Source organism: Photobacterium sp. DNB22_13_2 (genome assembly GCF_052873915.1).
The window spans coordinates 1-19949 of sequence record NZ_JBNNXU010000026.1 but is presented as its reverse complement, the minus strand read 5'-3'; the positions used below and the strand labels follow the sequence as shown (position 1 = coordinate 19949).

Genomic DNA, 19949 nt, shown 5'->3' with positions numbered 1-19949 from the left:
ACCTTGCCTTTTTCATGCCTGTAGCGAATATATCTAAAATCTCCCTCTCTTCTTTCGAATAAAAAATTAATTGCACATGGTTGATCAAAAAAGTTTTGATCTGCTAGTATTCCTTTCAAATCGAAACTTATGGTTATCAGTTCGTAAATTCATGTCTAAGCGAAATACCCAACAGCGCCGTCATGCCATTCTCTCTATGGTCAATGAACAGGGCGAAATCAGTGTTGATACACTGGCGAAGCACTTTGCTACTTCAGAAGTCACAGTTCGTAAAGACCTGGCTGCATTGGAAAAGAACGGCCTGCTATTACGACGGTACGGTGGTGCAGTGTCTATTCCTACCGAAATGGTCTGTGAGCCTGAAGAGCAAGTTTCGGTTCGAAAGATGGCGATCGCCAAGGCGGCTGCTTCACGGATCCGTGACCATAACCGAATTATTATCGACAGCGGCAGTACCACAGCCAGCCTGATCAGCCTGCTTAATGATAAGCATGGCCTGATTGTTATGACCAATTCTCTCAATGTAGCCAATGCACTGAACAGCTTGGAAAACGAGCCGACCCTGCTGATGACAGGAGGCACATGGGATCCGCATTCCGAGGCATTCCAAGGCCAAGTGGCTGAATCAGTTTTGCGCTCGTATGACTTTGATCAGCTCTTTATTGGGGCCGATGGCATAGATACTGCACGGGGTACAACTACGTTTAATGAATTGGTGGGCTTGAGCCGGGTAATGGCCGAGGTATCGCGCGAAGTCGTCGTGATGGTTGAGTCGAGCAAGATCGGCCGCAAGATCCCCAACCTTGAGTTGCCGTGGAGCAACATCAGTACATTGATCACTGATGATGGCTTGGACATGGAAGCCAAACAACAGATTGAACAGCATGGCGTGCAGGTGATTTGCGCGGCGGCGGAATAAATTTAGGAGCAAGAAACTATGTGTGGAATTGTTGGTGCAGTAGCACAGCGTGATGTGGCAGAAATTCTGGTTGAAGGGCTACGTCGCCTTGAGTACCGCGGCTATGATTCAGCCGGTGTTGCGGTTGTCGATGGCGAGTCTAACCTGACTCGAGTCCGTCGCTTGGGCAAAGTGCAAGAACTCGCAGATGCCGTTAATTCCCAAGATGTACTGGGCGGTACTGGTATCGCACATACTCGTTGGGCTACTCACGGTGAACCGTCTGAAGCGAATGCCCACCCACACATGTCTGGTGATATCGCTGTTGTACATAACGGAATTATCGAAAACCACGAAGAGCTTCGCGCTACCCTACAAGCACGTGGCTACGTATTTACTTCACAAACAGATACTGAGGTTATTGCTCACCTTGTTGAATGGGAACTTCGTACTTCAGAGTCTCTCGTTGAAGCGCTACAGAAAACCGCGAAGCAACTTGACGGCGCATACGGTACCGTTGCTGTTGATCGTAAAGATCCAAGTCGTATTGTGGTGGCCCGCTCTGGTAGCCCTATCGTAATTGGTTTTGGCGTTGGTGAGAACTTCCTTGCTTCTGACCAACTCGCGTTACTTAGTGTAACGCGTCGCTTTATGTACTTGGAAGAAGGTGATGTTGCTGAGATCACCCGCCGTGACGTCACTGTTTTTGACGCCACTGGTGAGCGTATCGAGCGCGAAATCGTTGAATCAAATGCTGAACACGATGCGGGTGATAAAGGTAAATACCGTCACTTCATGCAGAAAGAGATTTTCGAGCAACCGACGGCCTTGATCAACACCATGGAAGGTCGTATCTCAGAAACGGCGGTGATCACCAATGCGATTGGCGTTAAAGCAGAAGAGATCCTACGTAAAGTTGAACACGTTCAAATTATCGCTTGTGGTACGTCTTACAACTCAGGTATGGCTGCTCGCTACTGGTTCGAATCGCTCGCAGGCGTTAGCTGTGACGTAGAAATCGCATCTGAGTTCCGCTACCGAGATTTTGTCGTTCGTCCAAACAGCCTACTTGTGACTCTTTCCCAATCGGGTGAAACAGCCGATACACTGGCCGCACTTCGCCTAGCGAAAGAGAAAGGTTACATGTCAGCAATGACTATCTGTAATGTTGCTGGCTCTTCTTTGGTTCGTGAATCGGATTTTGCCTTCATGACCCGTGCAGGAACCGAGATCGGCGTTGCGTCAACCAAAGCCTTCACTACCCAACTTGCAGCAATGCTAATGATGGTAACGTCAATGGGTCGCTTACAAGGTCGCATCAATGAAGATAAAGAGGCAGAAATCGTTAAAGCACTGCATGAACTGCCAGCGCATATCGAACAAGCCCTGACGCTTGATAAAGAGATTGAAGCACTGGCACCTGATTTTGCGGACAAACACCACACTCTATTCTTAGGTCGTGGCGAGTTCTACCCTATTGCAATGGAAGCCTCTCTAAAACTGAAAGAGATCTCTTACATCCACGCAGAAGCTTATGCAGCGGGTGAGCTTAAACATGGCCCGTTAGCACTGATTGACGCTGATATGCCGGTTGTTGTTGTTGCCCCAAGCAATGACCTACTAGAAAAGCTAAAATCGAACGTTGAAGAAGTACGTGCACGTGGTGGTCTACTTTACGTCTTCGCCGACCAAGATGCAGGGTTTGAAGCCGATGAAGGTATGAAGATTATCACCATGCCTCACATCAGTGAAATCACTGCACCTATCTATTACACCGTTCCAATGCAGTTGCTGTCTTATCATGTTGCACTGATCAAAGGTACTGATGTCGATCAGCCACGAAACTTAGCTAAGGCTGTCACAGTCGAATAAAAATCAGTCTGTTAGATGACAGCTTAGCTGTTTGTATCAAAAGTGAGAAAAGGCACCTTAGCAGGTGCCTTTTTTATTGGGTCAAGAATGGAGGGTCTACTATCTAGACAGGGCTGATTGATTTCTTTGCGAATTAAAAAAATCAGGCAGTCTGGTTACTATTTGCAAACCAAATTACAACAACACAAATAGTACTTGAACTTAACTTGTTGTTACTTAAGTGATTGTTAAAATTATTTCAAGTTGGCTTATGTTGTGCAATCCAGTAATGAAAGCTAGGCATTATTCATTGTGTGTATTGGAGGTGTGACATGACAGATCCGAAAGCTCAAATCGCTGCCCGTATTAAAGAAGCCAGGGAATGGAAAGGCTTAACCCAGGTCCACATGGCCCAGCAACTCAAGGTCGCACGGCAAACCTATCTGGATTTGGAGACGGGTAAAACCGAGCCCAAGGTGAGGATGCTGTCGGAAATTTCAGCGATCACCGAGCGGCCATTGACTTGGTTCGTGTACGGTGATGAAGGTATTGAAATACTGGAAAGCGAGTATAAAGAAGAGATTGATCGTCTGTTGCAGTATTTTAGTCGTTTACCCCACTCTGCTAGGAACGTTATTTTGCAGCAAAGCATTAATTTGGCGGGATTTATGGCGGAGTATACCCGTGCTCTCACCCAGCGAGATAAGTCGTAATGTGGTCAGTTGTGTGTCGGCGTATGCCGACATAATTGATCAATCAATGTCTTAATTGTTGGTCAGTGAAGGGAGGGAGTCACAGTTTATAAACTTGCCTATTATGTAAACCATTGTTCCTAATGAATAATCATCACATGAATGACATTATGCTCATTAAGGAAGTGAGATACTCCTCCCAGATGTCCCTGCACATCATGAGGAGGTATAGGTATAGGTGAAAAGCTATGGAACAGGCAAAATCGTGGATTGCACAAAGAATTAAGGATGCGCGGGAGTGGAAAGGGATCTCCCAGGTTGCGATGGCTAAGCATCTGGATGTTGCCAGACAAACTTATTTGGATCTCGAGTCGGGAAAAACAGAGCCGAGGATTTCCACTTTGGTGAGAATTGCTGAATTGACCGATCAACCGCTCGGGTGGTTTGTGTTTGATATCCAGCGCCCAGAGATGCAGCATGAGCAGCTAAAATCAGAGTTAATCCAGCTCTCTGCGCTTTATGAAAAACTCTCTGAGCCATTACGCAGTAAACTTTTGGCTTGCCATATTAATCAGCTCAAGATTGTTATTGAACAACTTGCAATGGAAGGTGACAGGAAAAATAAAGCAGCCACGGAGGCTGCCTAGTCATCGTGTTGGATTACCCGTACTTGGTTGCTACTGAGCGAGGAAAAATTGGTAAGCCGGATTGTCTGTTTCGTCTTTCCAACTGTAACCGAGCTCACGCAGGTGGCTGGTAAAGGACAACAAGTCATGCTCTTCCAACTCAAATCCACACAGTACCCTGCCATAATCAGCGCCATGGTTGCGGTAGTTGAACAGGCTGATATTCCAGTGAGTACCCAAGGTATTGAGAAACTTGAGCAGGGCACCGGGATATTCCGGAAACTCAAAACTGTATAGCCGCTCTTTCAATGGCTTGGAAGGCCGGCCTCCAATCATGTAGCGGACATGGACCTTGGCCATTTCGTCATCGGATAAATCGACCACTGGATAGCCGCCCTTGCGTAGGTCGGTAATGATATTGTCGAGTTCTTCTTGTCCTTGTATCAACCTTACCCCGACAAACACATTGGCCAAGCTGTCGTTGTTGTAACGGTAGTTGAACTCGGTAACCGCACGGCCGCCGAGGATGTGGCAGAAATCAAGAAACGCCCCCGGACGCTCGGGGATGGTTACCGCCAGTAAGCCTTCCCGCTTTTCACCCAGTTCGCAACGCTCTGAGACATAGCGTAAGCCGTGGAAGTTGAGGTTGGCCCCTGATAGTACTGCGGCGAGTTGCTTGTTCTTGACCTGGTGGCGTTCGGCAAACTTCTTCAGACCGGCAAGGGACAAGGCGCCAGAAGGTTCGGCGATTGCCCGGGTGTCTTCGAAGATATCTTTGACCGCCGAGCAGATTTCATCGCTGCTGACAGTGATGGTGTCATCGAGGTACTGCTGGCATAGACGGAAGGTCTCATCTCCGATGCGTTTTACCGCAACACCATCGGCAAACATACCGACTTGATCTAGGGTTACCGGCTCTCCGGCATCTAGTGCTGCACGTAGGCAGGCAGAATCTTCAGCTTCGACCCCGATAACTTTGATTTGCGGCATCAGCTGTTTGATCAGTACTGCGACGCCTGCTGCAATCCCCCCGCCACCAACAGGGACAAAGATATAGTCGAGATGACCATTTTGTTGGACCAGCTCAACGCCAATCGTGCCCTGCCCGGCAATCACTGAAGGGTGATCGAAAGGCGGAATGAAGGTATAACCGTGCTGGCTGGCAAGCATTTCTGCATGGGCTTTTGCTTCGTCGAAATTACCGCCGTGCAATACGACCTTTCCGCCGAAACTGCGGACCGCATCCACCTTGATATCTGGGGTGGTGCGCGGCATGACAATCGTCGCCTGTACCCCAAGGTGTTTGCCTGACATCGCTAGACCCTGAGCATGGTTACCTGCCGAAGCGGCAATCACCCCGGCTTGACGCTGGGCCTCAGTAAGTTGGGACATCATGTTATAGGCACCACGTAGCTTAAACGAGTGGACCGGTTGGCGGTCTTCTCGCTTAAGTTGTACGTGGTTGCCGATCCGTGCTGCCAGACGATCCATCGTTTGTAGCGGGGTGACTTGCGCCACCTCATACACAGGAGCACGGAGAATATCGCGAAGGTAATCGGCTCCGCTTAACAGCTCTACATCCTTGGCCTGGGTTACTTCGCTCATCATGTTTTATCCTTCTAGTTTCGATTTATCACGCACAGCCCCTTGGTCGGCGCTGGTGGCGAGGTTGGCGTAGGCACGTAGGGCAAAAGAGACTTCGCGCTGGCGATCTAGCGGCTTCCAACCTCGTTTATCTGTTTGCGCACGGCGACTGGCCAGTGTTGCCTCATCAACCTGGAGGTCGATACTGCGGTTCGGGATATCAATGGCAATGGTGTCGCCATTTTCAATCAAACCGATAGTGCCGCCGCTGGCTGCTTCTGGTGATACGTGGCCGATCGACAAGCCGCTGGTACCGCCGGAGAAACGTCCGTCGGTGATCAGGGCACACTCTTTGCCCAGGCCCATTGATTTGAGGTAAGTGGTTGGGTAGAGCATTTCTTGCATGCCCGGGCCGCCTTTCGGTCCTTCGTAGCGAATAACGACGACATCGCCGGCTTTCACTTTGCCAGCTAAGATGCCTTCCACTGCGGTTTCTTGGCTCTCGAAGACAACAGCCGGGCCGGTAAAGGTCAGGCAGCTCTCATCCACGCCAGCGGTTTTTACGATACAGCCGTTGAGTGCCATGTTGCCGGAAAGCACGGCCAGGCCACCGTCTTGGCTGAAGGCATGTTCTTTGTTGCGGATACAGCCATTTTCGCGGTCGTCATCCAGGCTGTCCCAGCGGCAGTCTTGCGAGAACGCTTGGGTGGTACGGATCCCAGCAGGTCCAGCGCGGAAGAAGGATTTCACTTCCTCTGACTGGGTCTGGACGATATCGTAATGCTTGAAGCTTTCCGAGAATTGCTCACCTAGGATGTTGTAGCAATTATTGTGGAATAAATTGGCGCGATCGAGCTCGGCAAGAATACTGTATACCCCACCCGCACGGTGGACATCTTCCATATGGTATTTCTGGGTTGATGGCGCAACTTTACATAGGTGTGGTACGCGGCGTGACATGCGATCGATGTCTTCCATGGTAAAGTCAATTTCACCTTCCTGTGCAGCCGCTAAGAGATGGAGCACGGTATTGGTCGAGCCGCCCATGGCAATATCGAGGGCCATGGCGTTTTCGAAGGCTTGCTTGGTCGCAATGTTGCGAGGCAATGCGCTTTCATCATCTTGTTCATAGTAGCGTTTGGTAAGCTCAACCACACGTTTACCGGCGTTAATGAACAGCTGCTCGCGATCGGCATGGGTCGCCAGCATCGAGCCATTGCCCGGTTGGCTTAGACCCAGAGCTTCAGTCAGGCAGTTCATCGAGTTAGCAGTGAACATCCCCGAGCATGACCCACAAGTCGGGCAAGCTGAGCGTTCGATCTGCTCGCTTTGCTCGTCAGACACATTAGGATCGGCACCTTGGATCATTGCATCAACCAGATCAAGCTTGAGGATCTGATCCGACAGCTTGGTCTTGCCAGCTTCCATCGGGCCGCCGGAAACAAAGATCACTGGAATATTGAGGCGCAGCGAGGCCATCAGCATCCCGGGGGTGATTTTGTCGCAGTTCGAGATACACACCATGGCATCGGCGCAGTGGGCATTGACCATGTATTCGACCGAGTCGGCGATCAGCTCACGTGACGGCAGCGAGTACAGCATCCCGCCATGGCCCATGGCAATACCATCATCCACAGCAATGGTGTTGAATTCTTTGGCTATACCGCCCGCCGCTTCAATTTCCTTCGCGACTAGCTGGCCCAGATCCTTGAGGTGGACGTGGCCCGGTACAAATTGGGTAAATGAGTTCACCACCGCAATGATCGGCTTGCCGAAATCTTCATCTTTTACGCCGGTGGCACGCCATAGGGCACGGGCACCAGCCATATTGCGGCCGTGGGTGGTGGTGGCGGAACGGTACTTGGGCATAACTAAAATCCTTTTGCTGTATTGCATGGCCGGTGCGGTTTGGTCACCGGCCGCTAAATCAGTATTTACTGGTCGGCAGGGTAAACGTAATCAAGCCAACCCCACTTGTCTTCAGTGGTGCCGTTGAACAGGCCGAAGTAGGCTTCCTGCAGCACCTTGGTCACTGGACCGCGCTTGCCTTCACCTACCGTGATCTGATCGACACTGCGGACCGGGACGATTTCGGCCGCAGTACCCGTCATGAAGATTTCGTCTGCGAGGTATAGGGCTTCGCGGGCAATGTTTTCTTCACGAACTTCATAGCCACGCTCTTTGGCTAGGATCATGATGGTATCGCGGGTGATACCCGGTAAGATCGCACTGGTCGCCGGTGGCGTTGACAAGATACCGTTACGGATGACAAACAGGTTTTCGCCAGCCCCTTCAGACAGGTAGCCATCAACACTTAGAGCGATCCCTTCGGCATAGCCATGGCGACGGGCTTCACCGCCAACCAAGAGGGATGATAGGTAGTTACCGCCGGCTTTTGCCGCGGTTGGGATAGTATTCGGCGCAGCACGGTTCCAGCTTGAAATCATCGCATCGACCCCGTTTTCCAACGCTTCTTCACCTAGGTATGAACCCCAAGGGAAAGCAGCAACCATGACATCCATTTCAGTATCCACCGGTGGGCAGACACCCAGGCCAACATTACCGACATAGGCGAGTGGGCGGATATAAGCGGAATCGAGCTTATTTACCCGCAATGTTTCACGGCATACTTCCATGAGCTCATCGGCGCTATATGGGATTGGGAAGCGGTAGATTTTGGCTGAGTTCTTCAGACGAACCATATGTTCTTTGTGACGGAAGATCGCTGGACCTTTCGGGGTGTTGTAGCAGCGAATACCTTCGAAGACCGAGGTACCGTAGTGCATGGCATGCGTTAGCACATGTACCTTGGCATCACCCCAAGGCATCATTTCACCGTTGAACCAAATAAAATCCGCTGTGTTGGCCATGTTTGTTCCTTCCTTAAAATCTAATCTCGGTTAGCTACGAGTGTGGTTTCTACGGTACGAATATCCCAAAGTTTTTCGATTTGGTTGATCAGCGTCGTTATAGGGCGGTCGCTGTCGACAAGGATTTCGATACTGGCTATTTTGCTTGCGTGGTTTTGGGTTGCATTCACTTGTTTTATCACAAAACCACGGTGACGGATCACACGCAAGATACGTTCTAGTAATACTGGCTTATCATCTGCTTTGATGTCGAGTAAATATCTGTCCATTAAGTATTCTCCAGCATATCTTGATTTGCCGCGCCAGGTGGTACGAGGGGCCACACATTGTCTTCTTCAGAAATCAATACATGGAGTAAGTAAGCTGTCTTGCTAGCCATCATTTCCTTCAGTGCCGGCTCCACATCTTCTTTGCGGGTGATGGTTTTTCCTGGAATATCGAAGGCTTTTGCCAGCATCACAAAGTCAGGGTTGTCATCGAGAATGGTTTCGCTGTGGCGGCCATCAAAGAATAGAGACTGCCACTGGCGCACCATACCCAGACGCTGATTGTTGATCAGTACCATCTTGACTGGGATCTGGCGACGTTTGAGGGTACCTAGTTCCTGGATATTCATCATGAACGAGCCATCGCCAGTGATCAGGATGGATTCATCATCCGGGCGAGATACCTTGGCGCCCATAGCTGCTGGCAGGCCGAATCCCATGGTGCCGAGGCCGGCTGAAGTGATGTAATTCTGTGGCTCTCGGGGCTGCATATGCTGGGCTGCCCACATTTGGTGCTGGCCAACGTCGGTCGAGATCATGGCACTGTCAGGCATCATGTCAGACAGTTGTTTCATGAGCAGCGGGGCATAGATTAAATCGCCAGGATGGTCATAGCGCCACTTGTTTTGTTGGCGCAGGCTGGCGGTATAGTCAACCCAGTCAGTGATATCTTGGCTCAGCTCCAGTTGCGGCAGGATGATATTGATATCACCGCGCAGCGGGGCGTGGGCATGACGTAATTTGTTGAATTCGGCGGCATCGATATCGATATGAATAACCTTGGCGTGAGGTGCAAAGGTATCCAGCTTACCAGTCACCCGGTCATCAAAGCGGGCACCGACGACGATCAGCAGGTCACATTCTTGAACGACCAAGTTGGCGGTTTTGGTGCCGTGCATACCCAGCATGCCTAAGTAGTGCGGGTCGTGGCGCTCAATCGTGCCAAGCCCTTTGAGGGTGCTGACCGACGGCATTGGGTTCATGGTAAGGAAAGTGCGCACGGTGCTGGTGGCTTTGGCTAACTGGACTCCCCCGCCGACGTAAAGGACCGGGTGCTGGCTGGCAGATAATAGCTGCTGGGCGGTGGCGATTTGATCGGCTGAAGCCACTGGGAGTGCTGGAGGGGTGATCGGTGTCAAATCTCCATCTGGTGCCTGCGCGAGCTGGACATCTTTGGCGATATCGACCACCACCGGGCCAGGGCGACCGGCCTTGGCTACTTCAAAAGCCTCGGCAAGGGTCGGGATCAGATCGTCGATATCGGTTACCAGGTAGCTGTGCTTGGCACAGGCCAGTGACATGCCGATCACATCCATTTCCTGGAAGGCATCGGTGCCGATGTGCGAACTGGCCACCTGTCCTGTGATGGCGACAATCGGCACTGAATCTAGGAAGGCATCGGCCAGCCCTGTCATCAGGTTGGTAGCTCCGGGACCTGATGTCGCCATGCATACTGCCACGTCCTGCGTTGCCCTGGCCATACCGATAGCAGCCATGGCAGCACCTTGTTCGTGGCGGCACAGGATGTGCTCGACGCCGCCGTCATAGAGGGCATCATAGATGGGCATGATGGCACCACCTGGATAGCCAAATATCGTTTTGATCCCCTGCTTCTGCAGCGCCGTTACGACTAACTCTGCTCCCGTCATCGCTGCTCTCCCCTGTTTCCTTGCTGCGACATGCTGATTGGTTTGTTGGTTTAATCAGCATGTTTCGTTAAATAGTCCAAAAAAAAGCCCCCTGGCCTGTTGGCTTAGGGGGCTTTCTGCGTTTGTTGTGCTTGTCAGCTAATTTACGCCTGCCCGACCCCCTCGTAGTGAAATAAGCACCACGATGACGTTAATAATGAGTAGGAGGGCGTTGGCCATAAATTGCATTGACTGTCTGTCCGATTTTTATGTTTAGACGTTGTGTTGACCTAGTGGTAACACAGACATCGCTCGCATGACAAGAAAAAACTCAAAATTAATTTGCAATTCGACTGCATAAATAGGCTATTGATGAAACGTGTTTGGTGAAAACATTTAACTTTTTTGTTTGAAATAACAGCAGGATGACTACAAATGAACCTTGCCATTATTCACAGCCGTGCCAGCATCGGGGTGCAGGCCCCTGCTGTCACCGTTGAGGTGCATATCAGCAATGGTATGCCTGCCTTAACATTGGTTGGCTTGCCGGAAACCAGTGTTAAGGAAGCCAAGGACCGAGTGCGCAGTGCCATCGTCAATGCCGGGTTCGAGTTTCCGTCAAGACGGATCACGGTCAATTTGGCACCGGCTGATTTGCCCAAGGAAGGTGGTCGGTTCGATTTGCCTATCGCGCTGGGGATCCTTGCCGCTTCGGAGCAAATACCGGCCAATAAGCTACAAAAATTTGAATTTTTAGGGGAGTTGGCGTTGTCCGGTGAGTTGAGACCAGTCAAGGGCGCCCTGCCCGCGGCCTTGGCTGCCGGGCAGGCCAAGCGTTGCTTGGTAGTACCCGATGGCAATGGCGATCAAGTCGCCTTGGTCGGCAAAGAGTGCCATAAATCGGCACCGAGCTTATTGGCTGTTTGTGCCCATTTGCATGGTCAAGGTGAGCTCGTTCTGGCACAGTCAGCAACCCTCGATGTGGAAGATAGGGGGGTACCAGAGCGGGATATGCAAGATATTATTGGCCAGCAACAGGGCAAGCGAGCACTAGAAATTGCGGCAGCCGGTGGCCATAACTTACTGTTTATTGGTCCGCCAGGGACCGGGAAAACCATGCTGGCCTCCAGGCTATGTGATTTGTTGCCTGCGATGTCTATCGAGGAGGCGATGGAAACGGCGGCGGTGGCTTCGCTGACTCAGCAGCAAATCCATGAAGGTAACTGGCGGCAGCGGCCCTTTCGTACTCCCCATCATTCCAGTTCGATGGCAGCCTTGGTCGGCGGCGGCTCGGTGCCCCGCCCCGGAGAGATCTCCCTTGCCCACAACGGTATCTTATTTTTGGATGAAATGCCGGAATTCGAGCGTAAGGTGCTGGACTCGCTGCGTGAGCCGTTGGAATCCGGTGAGATCGTGATTTCCCGCGCCACCAGTAAGACCAATTTCCCGGCTCGGTTTCAGTTGATTGGTGCCCTGAACCCTAGCCCTACTGGGTTTTATGAAGGTAACCAGTCTCGCACCAATCCCCAAGCCATATTGCGTTACCTCAGCCGGTTGTCAGGCCCGTTGCTGGATCGCTTTGATATGTCGATTGAGATCCCGGCTTTGCCGAGGGGAACCTTAGCCGATGGTGGTGATCGGGGTGAGCCCAGTTCGGTTATCCGTGAGCGGGTGCAAGAAGCGCGTGAGATCATGTTGCAGCGTAATGGTCGGGTCAATGCCTTACTGGGCACCCGCGATCTGGATAAGTTCTGCAAGCTTGAACGGCAAGACGCCGAATTCCTCGAAACAGCCCTGCATCAGCTCGGGTTATCTATTCGTGCCTATCACCGGATCATCAAGGTGGCGAGAACCATCGCCGATCTATCAGGGTGTGAGGTTATTGAGCGTAAGCACCTTGCCGAAGCGTTGGGTTACCGATCGATGGACAGGTTATTGCGTCAGTTGACGGCACAGGCGGTGTAGCGGGAAAGGTGTATCGTTGCAAGGAGGATAGAAAGTAAAAAAGGCCCGTAGGCCTTTTCTTTCATCTATCTGTATGTGCTGGCTTATTTGGTCAGCAGGTAGTTCACCAGTTCGAAGTACTCATCGATAGATTTGACCTTTCCGGCCTCAACCAAGTACTTGTTGTTGACGATGATGGCTGGAACACCGGTCAGGCCGCTGTCCTGGAAGGCTTTGTTGAAGCGGTTTACCATCGAGTTCACGGCAAAGCTGTTGAAAGCGCCATCGAAGTCTTCTGCGCTGACACCTTCATCCAAGAAGATCTGGCGAAGTTCGTTGTCGTTGCGTGGTGGCTTTTGCATGTCATGGACGCGGGCAAATAGCACTGGCGTTATTTTGTCTTCCACACCGAGTACTACAGAGGTGGCGTAGGCCTTGCTCATCGACTTACCCATGTTGCCACCCATGAATGACACATGGTTCTTCTGTAGCTTGGCATTATCCGGCAGGTTTTGTTTCAGCTGTTGGATGATAGGTTCGAAACTATTACAGTGTGGACAGTAGAACGAGAAGAATTCGGTCACGATTGGGCTGCTGGATTTTGGCAGCTCCAATACCTTGTAATATTCCCCTTCAGTAAACTTGGCTGCTTGTACGGATAGCGACAGCAGTGCCACGCTGGCAAAAGTTAGGATTTTCTTAAACATGAATCAAATTACTCCCTTAAATCAAAGCTCTGAAATAACGCGGTTATTTCTCTTATATTGTGATTAGTATTATTACCATTGTGGCATCAGTTGCAATGGCGGCTCATTGAGGGCGGCCAGCTGCTCCTTGAATGCCAAAACTTGGCCTTCCCAGTACTTGGCATCGGAAAACCACGGGAAGGCGTGTGGGAAAGCGGGATCTTCCCAGCGTCGTGCCAACCATGCCATGTAATGTACCATTCTAAGACCGCGCAAAGGCTCGATCAGTTGCAACTGTTTTTGATCAAAATCGGCAAACTCACAATAGGCTTCCAGAATGGTATCCAGCTGGGCCAGTTGGTCGTGGCGATCGCCGTTGAGTAGCATCCACAAATCCTGGACTGCCGGGCCATTGCGAGCATCATCTAAATCGACGAATAGCGGACCATCACGCCAGAGGATATTACCGGGGTGGCAGTCACCGTGCAGGCGGATTGGCTGCCAGTCGGTTTGCCACTGCTGCTCGAGTTCGCGGATCAGGGTATCGAGATCGGAGAAGAAAGCATGCTTGAGGTGATCGGGGATCATTGCCGATTGTTCGAGCACCCGACGAGGCTGATAGAGGTACTCATCAAGCCCGATAGTCGGGCGATGCTGGAATGTCGTACGCTGACCGACTTGGTGGATTCGGCCAAGGAAACGCCCGACCCACTCTAGCTGGTCAAAGTTATCTACTTCGAACTGGCGTCCGCCCACGCTTGGAAACAAGGCTAAACGGTGGTTCTGATTAAATGGATGCAGCGTACGGCCATTAATATTGATCGGTGCGGCAACGGGAATTTCCTGCTCGGCCAGCTCCAGTGTGAACTGGTGCTCTTCATCGATTTGCTCGTTGGTCCAACGCTGGGGGCGATAGAATTTTGTGACATAGCGGGCACCGTCTTCGGCGACAAACTGGTAAACCCGATTCTCATAGCTGTTAAGCGGAAGCAGGCCAGACTCAGCACGGATGCCGATGCTGTCGAGGGCATCAAGCAATAGGTCTGGGTTCAGGTCGGCAAAGTTGAAGCCGTGTTGTTGTGTCATCGTGACTATCCACTAGGTACAGAGTGTACGCAATTATAACATCATAATAAGAAAGGGCCTTTTATGGCCCTTCCTTTACACTATTTTTCATTCCTTTGTTGACGATTGCGTTAGCGCAGCTCGCCGATAAAACGGCTTTCGGTCTGGATTTGGTGACCGTCGTCCTCCCGTGTCAGGGTAAAGGTAATATCGGCAATATTGCCTTGCAGCAAGTATGGATCAATCCCGAGGCTTACTGGCAAGGTGTAAATCTCTCCGGCGGTGACACTGACTTGCTGTGGACCGTACCACTCAACCTCTTCGATACCACTGACCGTGAGTGTATAGCGGGTATCTTGTTGGGTTTTGTTGAGGATTTTGAGGGTATAGGTATTTTCCACCAAGCCTTCGTTGTTGATCCGGAATAGCTGGCTGCGGTCGCGGAGCACATCCAGCCCCATAGGTTGCACTGATGCGAATAGATAGAAGAACAGGCCGATCATCGCCACCATCACACCGCCATAGCCGAGCAACTTTGGTCGCATAACATGGGTGCTATGCCCTTCTAGTTTATGCTCGGTGGTATAGCTGATTAAGCGTTTGTCATAGCCCATCCGCGTCATGGTTTCATCACAAGCATCGACACAGGCACCGCAGTTAATACATTCATATTGCAGACCGTCACGGATATCGATCCCTGTCGGGCAGACCTGTACGCAGAGGTTGCAGTCGATACAGTCACCAAGGCCGAGCGTTTTGGGATCTTTCTTGCGCGGTCTTGGCCCTCGGGATTCACCACGTGCCACATCATAGCCAACGATATAGGTATCTTTGTCGAACATCGCTGACTGGAAGCGAGCGTAGGGACACATGTGGATACAGACTATCGAGCGCATCCAACCGGCGTTAGCATAGGTACAACCGGTAAAGAACAGAACCCAGAAGCCAGCCCAGAAGCTGGTGCCGAGGGAAAAGAAGTCGATCACCAAGGATTTGATGGGCAGGAAATAGCCAACAAAGGTTAGACCGGTCGCAAGGGCAACGGCCAGCCAGGCAATGTGCTTGAGGATTTTACGGCCAATGAGCTTGGCGGTGGGCTTCATGCTGTCTTGCTTGCGGCGTTTGTTTGCTGGGCCCTCGAGTTTTTCTTCGCACCAGATATAGATGAAGGTCCAGACGGTCTGAGGGCAGAAGTAGCCGCACCATACCCGCCCAAGGAAGGTGGTGACAAAAAACAGGGCAAAAGCGGCAATCATGAACAGGATGGCTAGCAAGGTCAGATCTTGGGGCCAAAGGGTGGTACCAAAAAAGTGGAATTGCTGTTGGCCTATGTCGAGCAAGATCGCCTGGCGGTCGCCGAAGGGGATCCACGGTAGCCCCATAAATAGCAGCATCAGCAGCCAGCCCATTCGACGGCGCAGTTGTTGGTATATCCCTTTGGCGGCCCGGACATAAATCCGGTTGCCGGGATTGAAGCGGTCAGCCCCCCCTTTGTGGGTCTTGGGATTAATCGTGGGCGGGGTGACATCCTTAATCTTTATTTTCTCTTGGGTCATGACATTACTTCCTTGGAGGCTGCTTCACAGGCAGCGCGCGGCCAGTACGTTGCCAGCCAATACGTTGTAATCGTAAAGTTGGAATTGGTAAATAAATGTTACCGGCAGAGTATATCCCAGCCTAGAGTATGAATACTCTAGCGAGGTCATAATTTAGGCAACGGATGCCGCAGAGTGTGAGATCTCGGGGGAGAAGTGGCTAATTTAAAGAAGGGAAAGTCTTAGTCGCAAAGAAGGCGAAAATGCTGGGCTTGAGCAGCCCAGCACTGAGATTATTTTAGGATGCCGCGAGCACGCAAGATAGCGGTCTTGAAGTCATCTTCACAATCCTTGGCGATGCCAGGGATCATGTCCTGCTTCTCGCTGTTGCGCATCTTCAGGTGATAGATAAGGATATCGTCAGTCAGATCTTCCAGTTTGCCTTCAAATTTGGCTTCTTGTGCCAGTTTCAGCAAGAATTCAATCAAGTTCATATCTGGTTCTTTGAGCCACTCTGGGTGGATGAGCTCGATCATTTCATTGACGCGATGGGTTTTCATAACAACTCCGCTTAGTAAAGGCTGGTTAACTGTATGGTTATTATTTTTAGTGGGATAACGGTATAACAAAGCACGGACGGATACAAATAGGCGGATACAAATAAAAGGGCAGCCCGAAGGCTGCCCTGAACACGAAGTGTTACTACGCTGCTTTTTCGCTGTCGCTGCTGATGATGTTGGCCTGATGAGGGGCTGGGATCACTGGCAGGGACTGAACTGCGGCTTTGGTTGTTTTGCTTTTTAGCGTTGGGGCGTGCGAGGTACTACGCAGACGGGATGGACTGCGAGGTGTGCTGTACCTGACAAACGAGGCTGGGCGCATGTTTTACCTATTGGTCAGGCGCTTCCGTGGCCAGGGTGAGTATAATATTTTCGCATTTTTATTGTTGGCAGGGCCGTTCCTGTGCGGAAATAAAATGGTGTTTAATTTTCGCGGCGAGAATAGCAACAACCTATCATTAAGTCGAGTGTTATTTGACCGCCGCTAAGATGTTTAACTCTCGTTTTTTACCGGGCCTTACAAGCGAAATGTTACCCGTCTCGTCATCTGTGAAGATAAGCCGTTTATCTGGTTTCACTTTGTGGTCTAATGCAGCCATTACTGGCAATAAGGACCTGTCTGACAAGTAAAGGCAGGACGATAACTACAGCCTCTGGAGGGAGTTAATGGATCACGATCAGCAGCGACGGGTTACCAGCCGTAATTTGTCCTATAAACTGGCAGAGTCTATCGGGCAACAGATCTTGCGCGGAGAAACCGCTCCGGGAGACATCCTACCGGGTGAAGTGGAGTTGGGCGAAATGTACGGTGTCAGCCGGACCGCTATCCGCGAAGCTATCAAAATGCTGGCGGCCAAGGGAATGGTATTGCCCCGCCCGCGTATCGGTACCCGGGTATTACCGAAGCGAAACTGGAATTATCTGGATCAAGATCTGCTGGCTTGGCTTAACTTCGAGCAGCAAAGCGATCTGGTCTCTGAGTTCCAGCGGGTAAGGATATCGCTTGAGCCAGAGGCTGCCGCCCTAACTGCCGTCAATGCCAATGAGACTGATCGTGAAGAATTATGTAGCCTGATGGCAGAGATGCATGCCTTGGGTGAAAAGTTTGACCAAGACCGCTGGGTCGAAGTTGATACTCGCTACCACCAACTGATTTATTTTGCCTCGGGTAATCATTTTATCAGCCCGTTCGGCAACTTGTTCAAAGCGGTGTTCGAAAGCTATTTCAGGGTGATCACTCGGGAGAAGCTGCTCAAGCTGGAACTGCACCAGCAAGTGGTCGACGGCATTATGGCCCACGATCCGGAAGCCGCTAGACAAGCCACCATCGAATTATTGCGCTAAACCGAGAAAACGAAGCTAAGGCTTCGTTTTTTTGTTTGTGCACCAGATCGCTAAGTCAGCCCTTGCGGCAACAGGATGTTCACTGCAATATAAGTATCATTTCATATTGATAGTGCACATTTGACTGTAAAGGTCATGTTTATGCAGCAAAGGAGATGCTCTGATGTCATTATTCCGCAAAAGCTTGGCCAGCCTTGGCATTGGCTCGGCCCGGGTCGATACTGTGCTGCCACAGGGCGTATTGATCCCTGGTGACCCCTTGGCGGTCGATGTGCTGGTACATGGCGGGAAGGTGGAGCAGCAAATCGATAATATTCTCCTGTTTTTGTGTTGCCGCTACGAAGAAGAAGTGGAAACCAGCCGGGGGGATAGTCAGCACCGCAAGGAAAAGATCACCCAAACCTGCCGTTTGGCCGAGTGGTCATTGCCCTACTCGTTCATGATTGGTGCCAATGAAGAACGCCGTTTTGATGTTAGCTTACCGCTGCCTTTCAACACCCCGATCACCATCGGTGATTCCCATGTCTGGCTTGAGACACACCTTGATATGCCGTTGGCCTTTGACGCCAAAGATAAAGATCTGCTGACGGTTAGGCCCGATCCGTTATTGGACGGTGTGTTTTCAGCGCTGGAACTGGCTGGGCTTCGGATCCGTCAGGTGGAATGTGAGGCAGCCAAAGGGTTTGCCCTACCGTTTGTCCAGGAGTTTGAATTCGTGCCGGTATCTGGGCCCTATCATGGCCGATGGCGTGAACTGGAGGTTGTGGCTTTCCGCGATGAGTCAGGCCTACAGATGTGGTTTGAAATCGACCGGCGCCAGCGTGGTTTCAATGGCATGTTGTCGGGCATGCTTGGCCGCAATGAGCTCAAACGGTACTGTGAGATCCCAGCCAGCTTGCACCCGCAGCAGGCGGGTGAGCGGGTGTTGGCATTCTTAGATCAAGCAACCTGATTGACTCTGGGGTGTGGCCTTGTCGTTAACTAAACGACATTGATGATAAATACCTATTTCAGCTTACACCTGTAAGCTAAATGTGCCATACTGCTGATCAATTGAGCATAAACTCTATATTGAGGACAGCAGCAATGGCTAAGCAGTTAGCGACTGAATCGGGGTATTCGGTCACGGAGGAAGTAGCAAATAGTATCAGCCATGGTCTTGGCATGGTGTTTGGGATCATCGGCTTGGTCTTGTTGCTGGTGCAAGCTATCAGTGCCGGGGCTGATGCATTGAGCATAACGAGCCTGAGTATCTATGGTACCAGTATGATTCTGCTCTATTTGGCATCCACCCTTTATCATGCCATTCCATTCGAGCGGGCCAAGCGGGCCAAGCGGGCCCTGAAGACCTTTGATCATTGTGCCATTTATCTATTGATTGCGGGGACTTACACTCCGTTTCTCCTCATTACCCTGCGCACCCCATTGGCGATCACCCTGATGGCGGTGATTTGGGGGATAGCCCTTATCGGTATTGTGCTGAAAATCGCCTTTGTTTATCGCTTCAAACGGCTGTCACTGGCGACCTACCTGACCATGGGGTGGCTTTCACTGATCGCGGTGTACCCTCTGGCGATGTCTTTGGCAACTGGCGGCTTGGTATTGCTGGCGGCGGGCGGGATCGTGTATTCGGTAGGGGTGGTGTTTTATGTCAATAAGCGTATTCCCTATAACCACGCAATTTGGCACTTGTTTGTGCTGGGCGGTACAGTCTGCCATTTCTTGGCGATTTACTTCTACGTTAAGCCAGTGTAAGCACACCGGTTAACAGATTACCTCCCATGTAAAAAGAGAGCCAACTGGCCCTCTTTTTTGTTTCTGACGTACTCGCCGCGAGCGTTAGTCGCGCCAGAACGCAGGGAAGAACACCACCAATACGGTCAGGATTTCCAGCCTTCCCATCAGCATACCGAAGCTCAATGTCCACTTGGCCAAATCGGGTAAGGTCGCAAAGTTGCCGGTCGGGCCAATCACATTACCCATCCCCGGGCCGACATTGGCGACCGCGGTGACGGCACCGGTGATGCTGGTGATGGCATCAAGCCCCAGCATGCTGAGAATCGCGGCAACTACCACGATAGTCAGGACAAAAGTCAGGGCGAAGGCGACCACGGAGCGGACAATACCATCGGTAACCGGACGGCCGTTGTAGCGCTGGATGAATACCCCTGACGGATGGATCAATTGCATCATCTGCTTGCGCAGTAGGGCAAAGGCAACCTGGAAGCGGAAGATTTTGATCCCGCCGGCGGTTGAGCCCGAACACCCACCGACCAGCATGATAAAGGCAAACACGATCGTCGGGAACGGCCCCCAGGCCGTAAAGTCATCCAACCCGAAGCCGGTGGTGGTAACCACCGAAATGATGTTGAACAACGAGACCCTAAACGCGTCAATGAA

General features: G+C 51.3%; 19 protein-coding genes. 8 read left to right on the top strand and 11 right to left on the bottom strand.

Features of this window, described 5'->3' with window-relative positions; genetic code table 11:
- The first annotated feature begins 151 nt into the window (after positions 1 to 151).
- The 4 genes from ACVA58_RS24660 to ACVA58_RS24645 all read left to right on the top strand — a co-directional run bounded on the left by ACVA58_RS24660 (position 152) and on the right by ACVA58_RS24645 (position 4088).
- Positions 152 to 919 carry a DeoR/GlpR family DNA-binding transcription regulator gene (locus tag ACVA58_RS24660; RefSeq protein WP_446512924.1) on the top strand — a complete coding sequence of 256 codons (768 nt, stop codon included), beginning with the start codon at positions 152 to 154 and terminating at the stop codon, positions 917 to 919.
- Between the two features lie 18 nt (positions 920 to 937).
- Entirely contained in the window at positions 938 to 2770 is a 1833-nt protein-coding gene (glmS, locus tag ACVA58_RS24655; protein WP_446512923.1) for a glutamine--fructose-6-phosphate transaminase (isomerizing), read from the top strand.
- A gap of 311 nt (positions 2771 to 3081) precedes the next feature.
- The gene (locus ACVA58_RS24650; RefSeq protein WP_255042829.1) at positions 3082 to 3462 is read left to right on the top strand and encodes a helix-turn-helix transcriptional regulator; all 381 of its coding nucleotides are present in this window, start codon (positions 3082 to 3084) and stop codon (positions 3460 to 3462) included.
- Positions 3463 to 3689: 227 nt separating this feature from the next.
- The gene (locus tag ACVA58_RS24645; protein ID WP_446512922.1) at positions 3690 to 4088 is read left to right on the top strand and encodes a helix-turn-helix transcriptional regulator; all 399 of its coding nucleotides are present in this window, start codon (positions 3690 to 3692) and stop codon (positions 4086 to 4088) included.
- A 30-nt stretch (positions 4089 to 4118) separates the two neighbouring features.
- On the opposite strand, the gene ilvA is transcribed toward ACVA58_RS24645, so the two are convergent.
- The 5 genes from ilvA to ilvG form a co-directional block, all read right to left on the bottom strand.
- On the bottom strand, positions 4119 to 5672 hold the full coding sequence (gene ilvA, locus ACVA58_RS24640; protein WP_446512957.1) for a threonine ammonia-lyase, biosynthetic: 1554 nt from the start codon (positions 5670 to 5672) through the stop codon (positions 4119 to 4121).
- A gap of 6 nt (positions 5673 to 5678) precedes the next feature.
- Complete coding sequence (gene ilvD, locus ACVA58_RS24635; RefSeq protein WP_446512921.1) at positions 5679 to 7520, bottom strand: dihydroxy-acid dehydratase; 1842 nt, start codon at positions 7518 to 7520, stop codon at positions 5679 to 5681.
- A gap of 65 nt (positions 7521 to 7585) precedes the next feature.
- Positions 7586 to 8521 (bottom strand): branched-chain-amino-acid transaminase, encoded by a 936-nt coding sequence (ilvE, locus tag ACVA58_RS24630; protein ID WP_446512920.1) that lies wholly within the window; start codon positions 8519 to 8521, stop codon positions 7586 to 7588.
- A 20-nt stretch (positions 8522 to 8541) separates the two neighbouring features.
- On the bottom strand, positions 8542 to 8790 hold the full coding sequence (ilvM, locus tag ACVA58_RS24625; RefSeq protein ID WP_428656930.1) for an acetolactate synthase 2 small subunit: 249 nt from the start codon (positions 8788 to 8790) through the stop codon (positions 8542 to 8544).
- Entirely contained in the window at positions 8790 to 10436 is a 1647-nt protein-coding gene (gene ilvG / locus ACVA58_RS24620; RefSeq protein ID WP_446512919.1) for an acetolactate synthase 2 catalytic subunit, read from the bottom strand. Before ilvG ends, ilvM begins: the two co-directional genes overlap by 1 nt.
- Before the next feature lie 414 nt (positions 10437 to 10850).
- Here ilvG and ACVA58_RS24615 point away from each other — a divergent pair, with 414 nt between their 5' ends.
- On the top strand, positions 10851 to 12380 hold the full coding sequence (locus ACVA58_RS24615) for a YifB family Mg chelatase-like AAA ATPase (RefSeq protein ID WP_446512918.1): 1530 nt from the start codon (positions 10851 to 10853) through the stop codon (positions 12378 to 12380).
- 83 nt (positions 12381 to 12463) lie between these two features.
- Here ACVA58_RS24615 and ACVA58_RS24610 read toward each other — a convergent pair whose 3' ends face one another.
- From ACVA58_RS24610 to ACVA58_RS24590, 5 genes are all read right to left on the bottom strand, one after another.
- Complete coding sequence (locus ACVA58_RS24610) at positions 12464 to 13066, bottom strand: DsbA family protein (RefSeq protein WP_446512917.1); 603 nt, start codon at positions 13064 to 13066, stop codon at positions 12464 to 12466.
- Between the two features lie 72 nt (positions 13067 to 13138).
- Complete coding sequence (locus ACVA58_RS24605; protein ID WP_446512916.1) at positions 13139 to 14131, bottom strand: serine/threonine protein kinase; 993 nt, start codon at positions 14129 to 14131, stop codon at positions 13139 to 13141.
- 110 nt (positions 14132 to 14241) lie between these two features.
- The gene (ccoG, locus tag ACVA58_RS24600) at positions 14242 to 15666 is read right to left on the bottom strand and encodes a cytochrome c oxidase accessory protein CcoG (RefSeq protein WP_446512915.1); all 1425 of its coding nucleotides are present in this window, start codon (positions 15664 to 15666) and stop codon (positions 14242 to 14244) included.
- A gap of 272 nt (positions 15667 to 15938) precedes the next feature.
- On the bottom strand, positions 15939 to 16205 hold the full coding sequence (locus ACVA58_RS24595; protein ID WP_446512914.1) for a YihD family protein: 267 nt from the start codon (positions 16203 to 16205) through the stop codon (positions 15939 to 15941).
- Positions 16206 to 16347: 142 nt separating this feature from the next.
- Positions 16348 to 16527: a hypothetical protein gene (locus ACVA58_RS24590; RefSeq protein WP_446512913.1), complete on the bottom strand. Its 180-nt coding sequence runs from the start codon at positions 16525 to 16527 to the stop codon at positions 16348 to 16350.
- Positions 16528 to 16871: 344 nt separating this feature from the next.
- Here ACVA58_RS24590 and ACVA58_RS24585 point away from each other — a divergent pair, with 344 nt between their 5' ends.
- The 3 genes from ACVA58_RS24585 to trhA all read left to right on the top strand — a co-directional run bounded on the left by ACVA58_RS24585 (position 16872) and on the right by trhA (position 19304).
- Positions 16872 to 17549, top strand: coding sequence for a FadR/GntR family transcriptional regulator (locus ACVA58_RS24585; protein WP_446512912.1), 678 nt, complete (start codon positions 16872 to 16874; stop codon positions 17547 to 17549).
- 163 nt (positions 17550 to 17712) lie between these two features.
- A complete protein-coding gene (locus tag ACVA58_RS24580) occupies positions 17713 to 18501 on the top strand; it encodes a sporulation protein (RefSeq protein ID WP_446512911.1) in 789 nt (262 codons plus the stop codon).
- A gap of 134 nt (positions 18502 to 18635) precedes the next feature.
- Positions 18636 to 19304: a PAQR family membrane homeostasis protein TrhA gene (gene trhA / locus ACVA58_RS24575; RefSeq protein WP_446512910.1), complete on the top strand. Its 669-nt coding sequence runs from the start codon at positions 18636 to 18638 to the stop codon at positions 19302 to 19304.
- A gap of 84 nt (positions 19305 to 19388) precedes the next feature.
- Here trhA and ACVA58_RS24570 read toward each other — a convergent pair.
- Positions 19389 to 19949 (bottom strand): potassium transporter TrkG (locus ACVA58_RS24570; protein WP_446512909.1); only part of this gene is annotated, 561 nt, incomplete at its 5' end.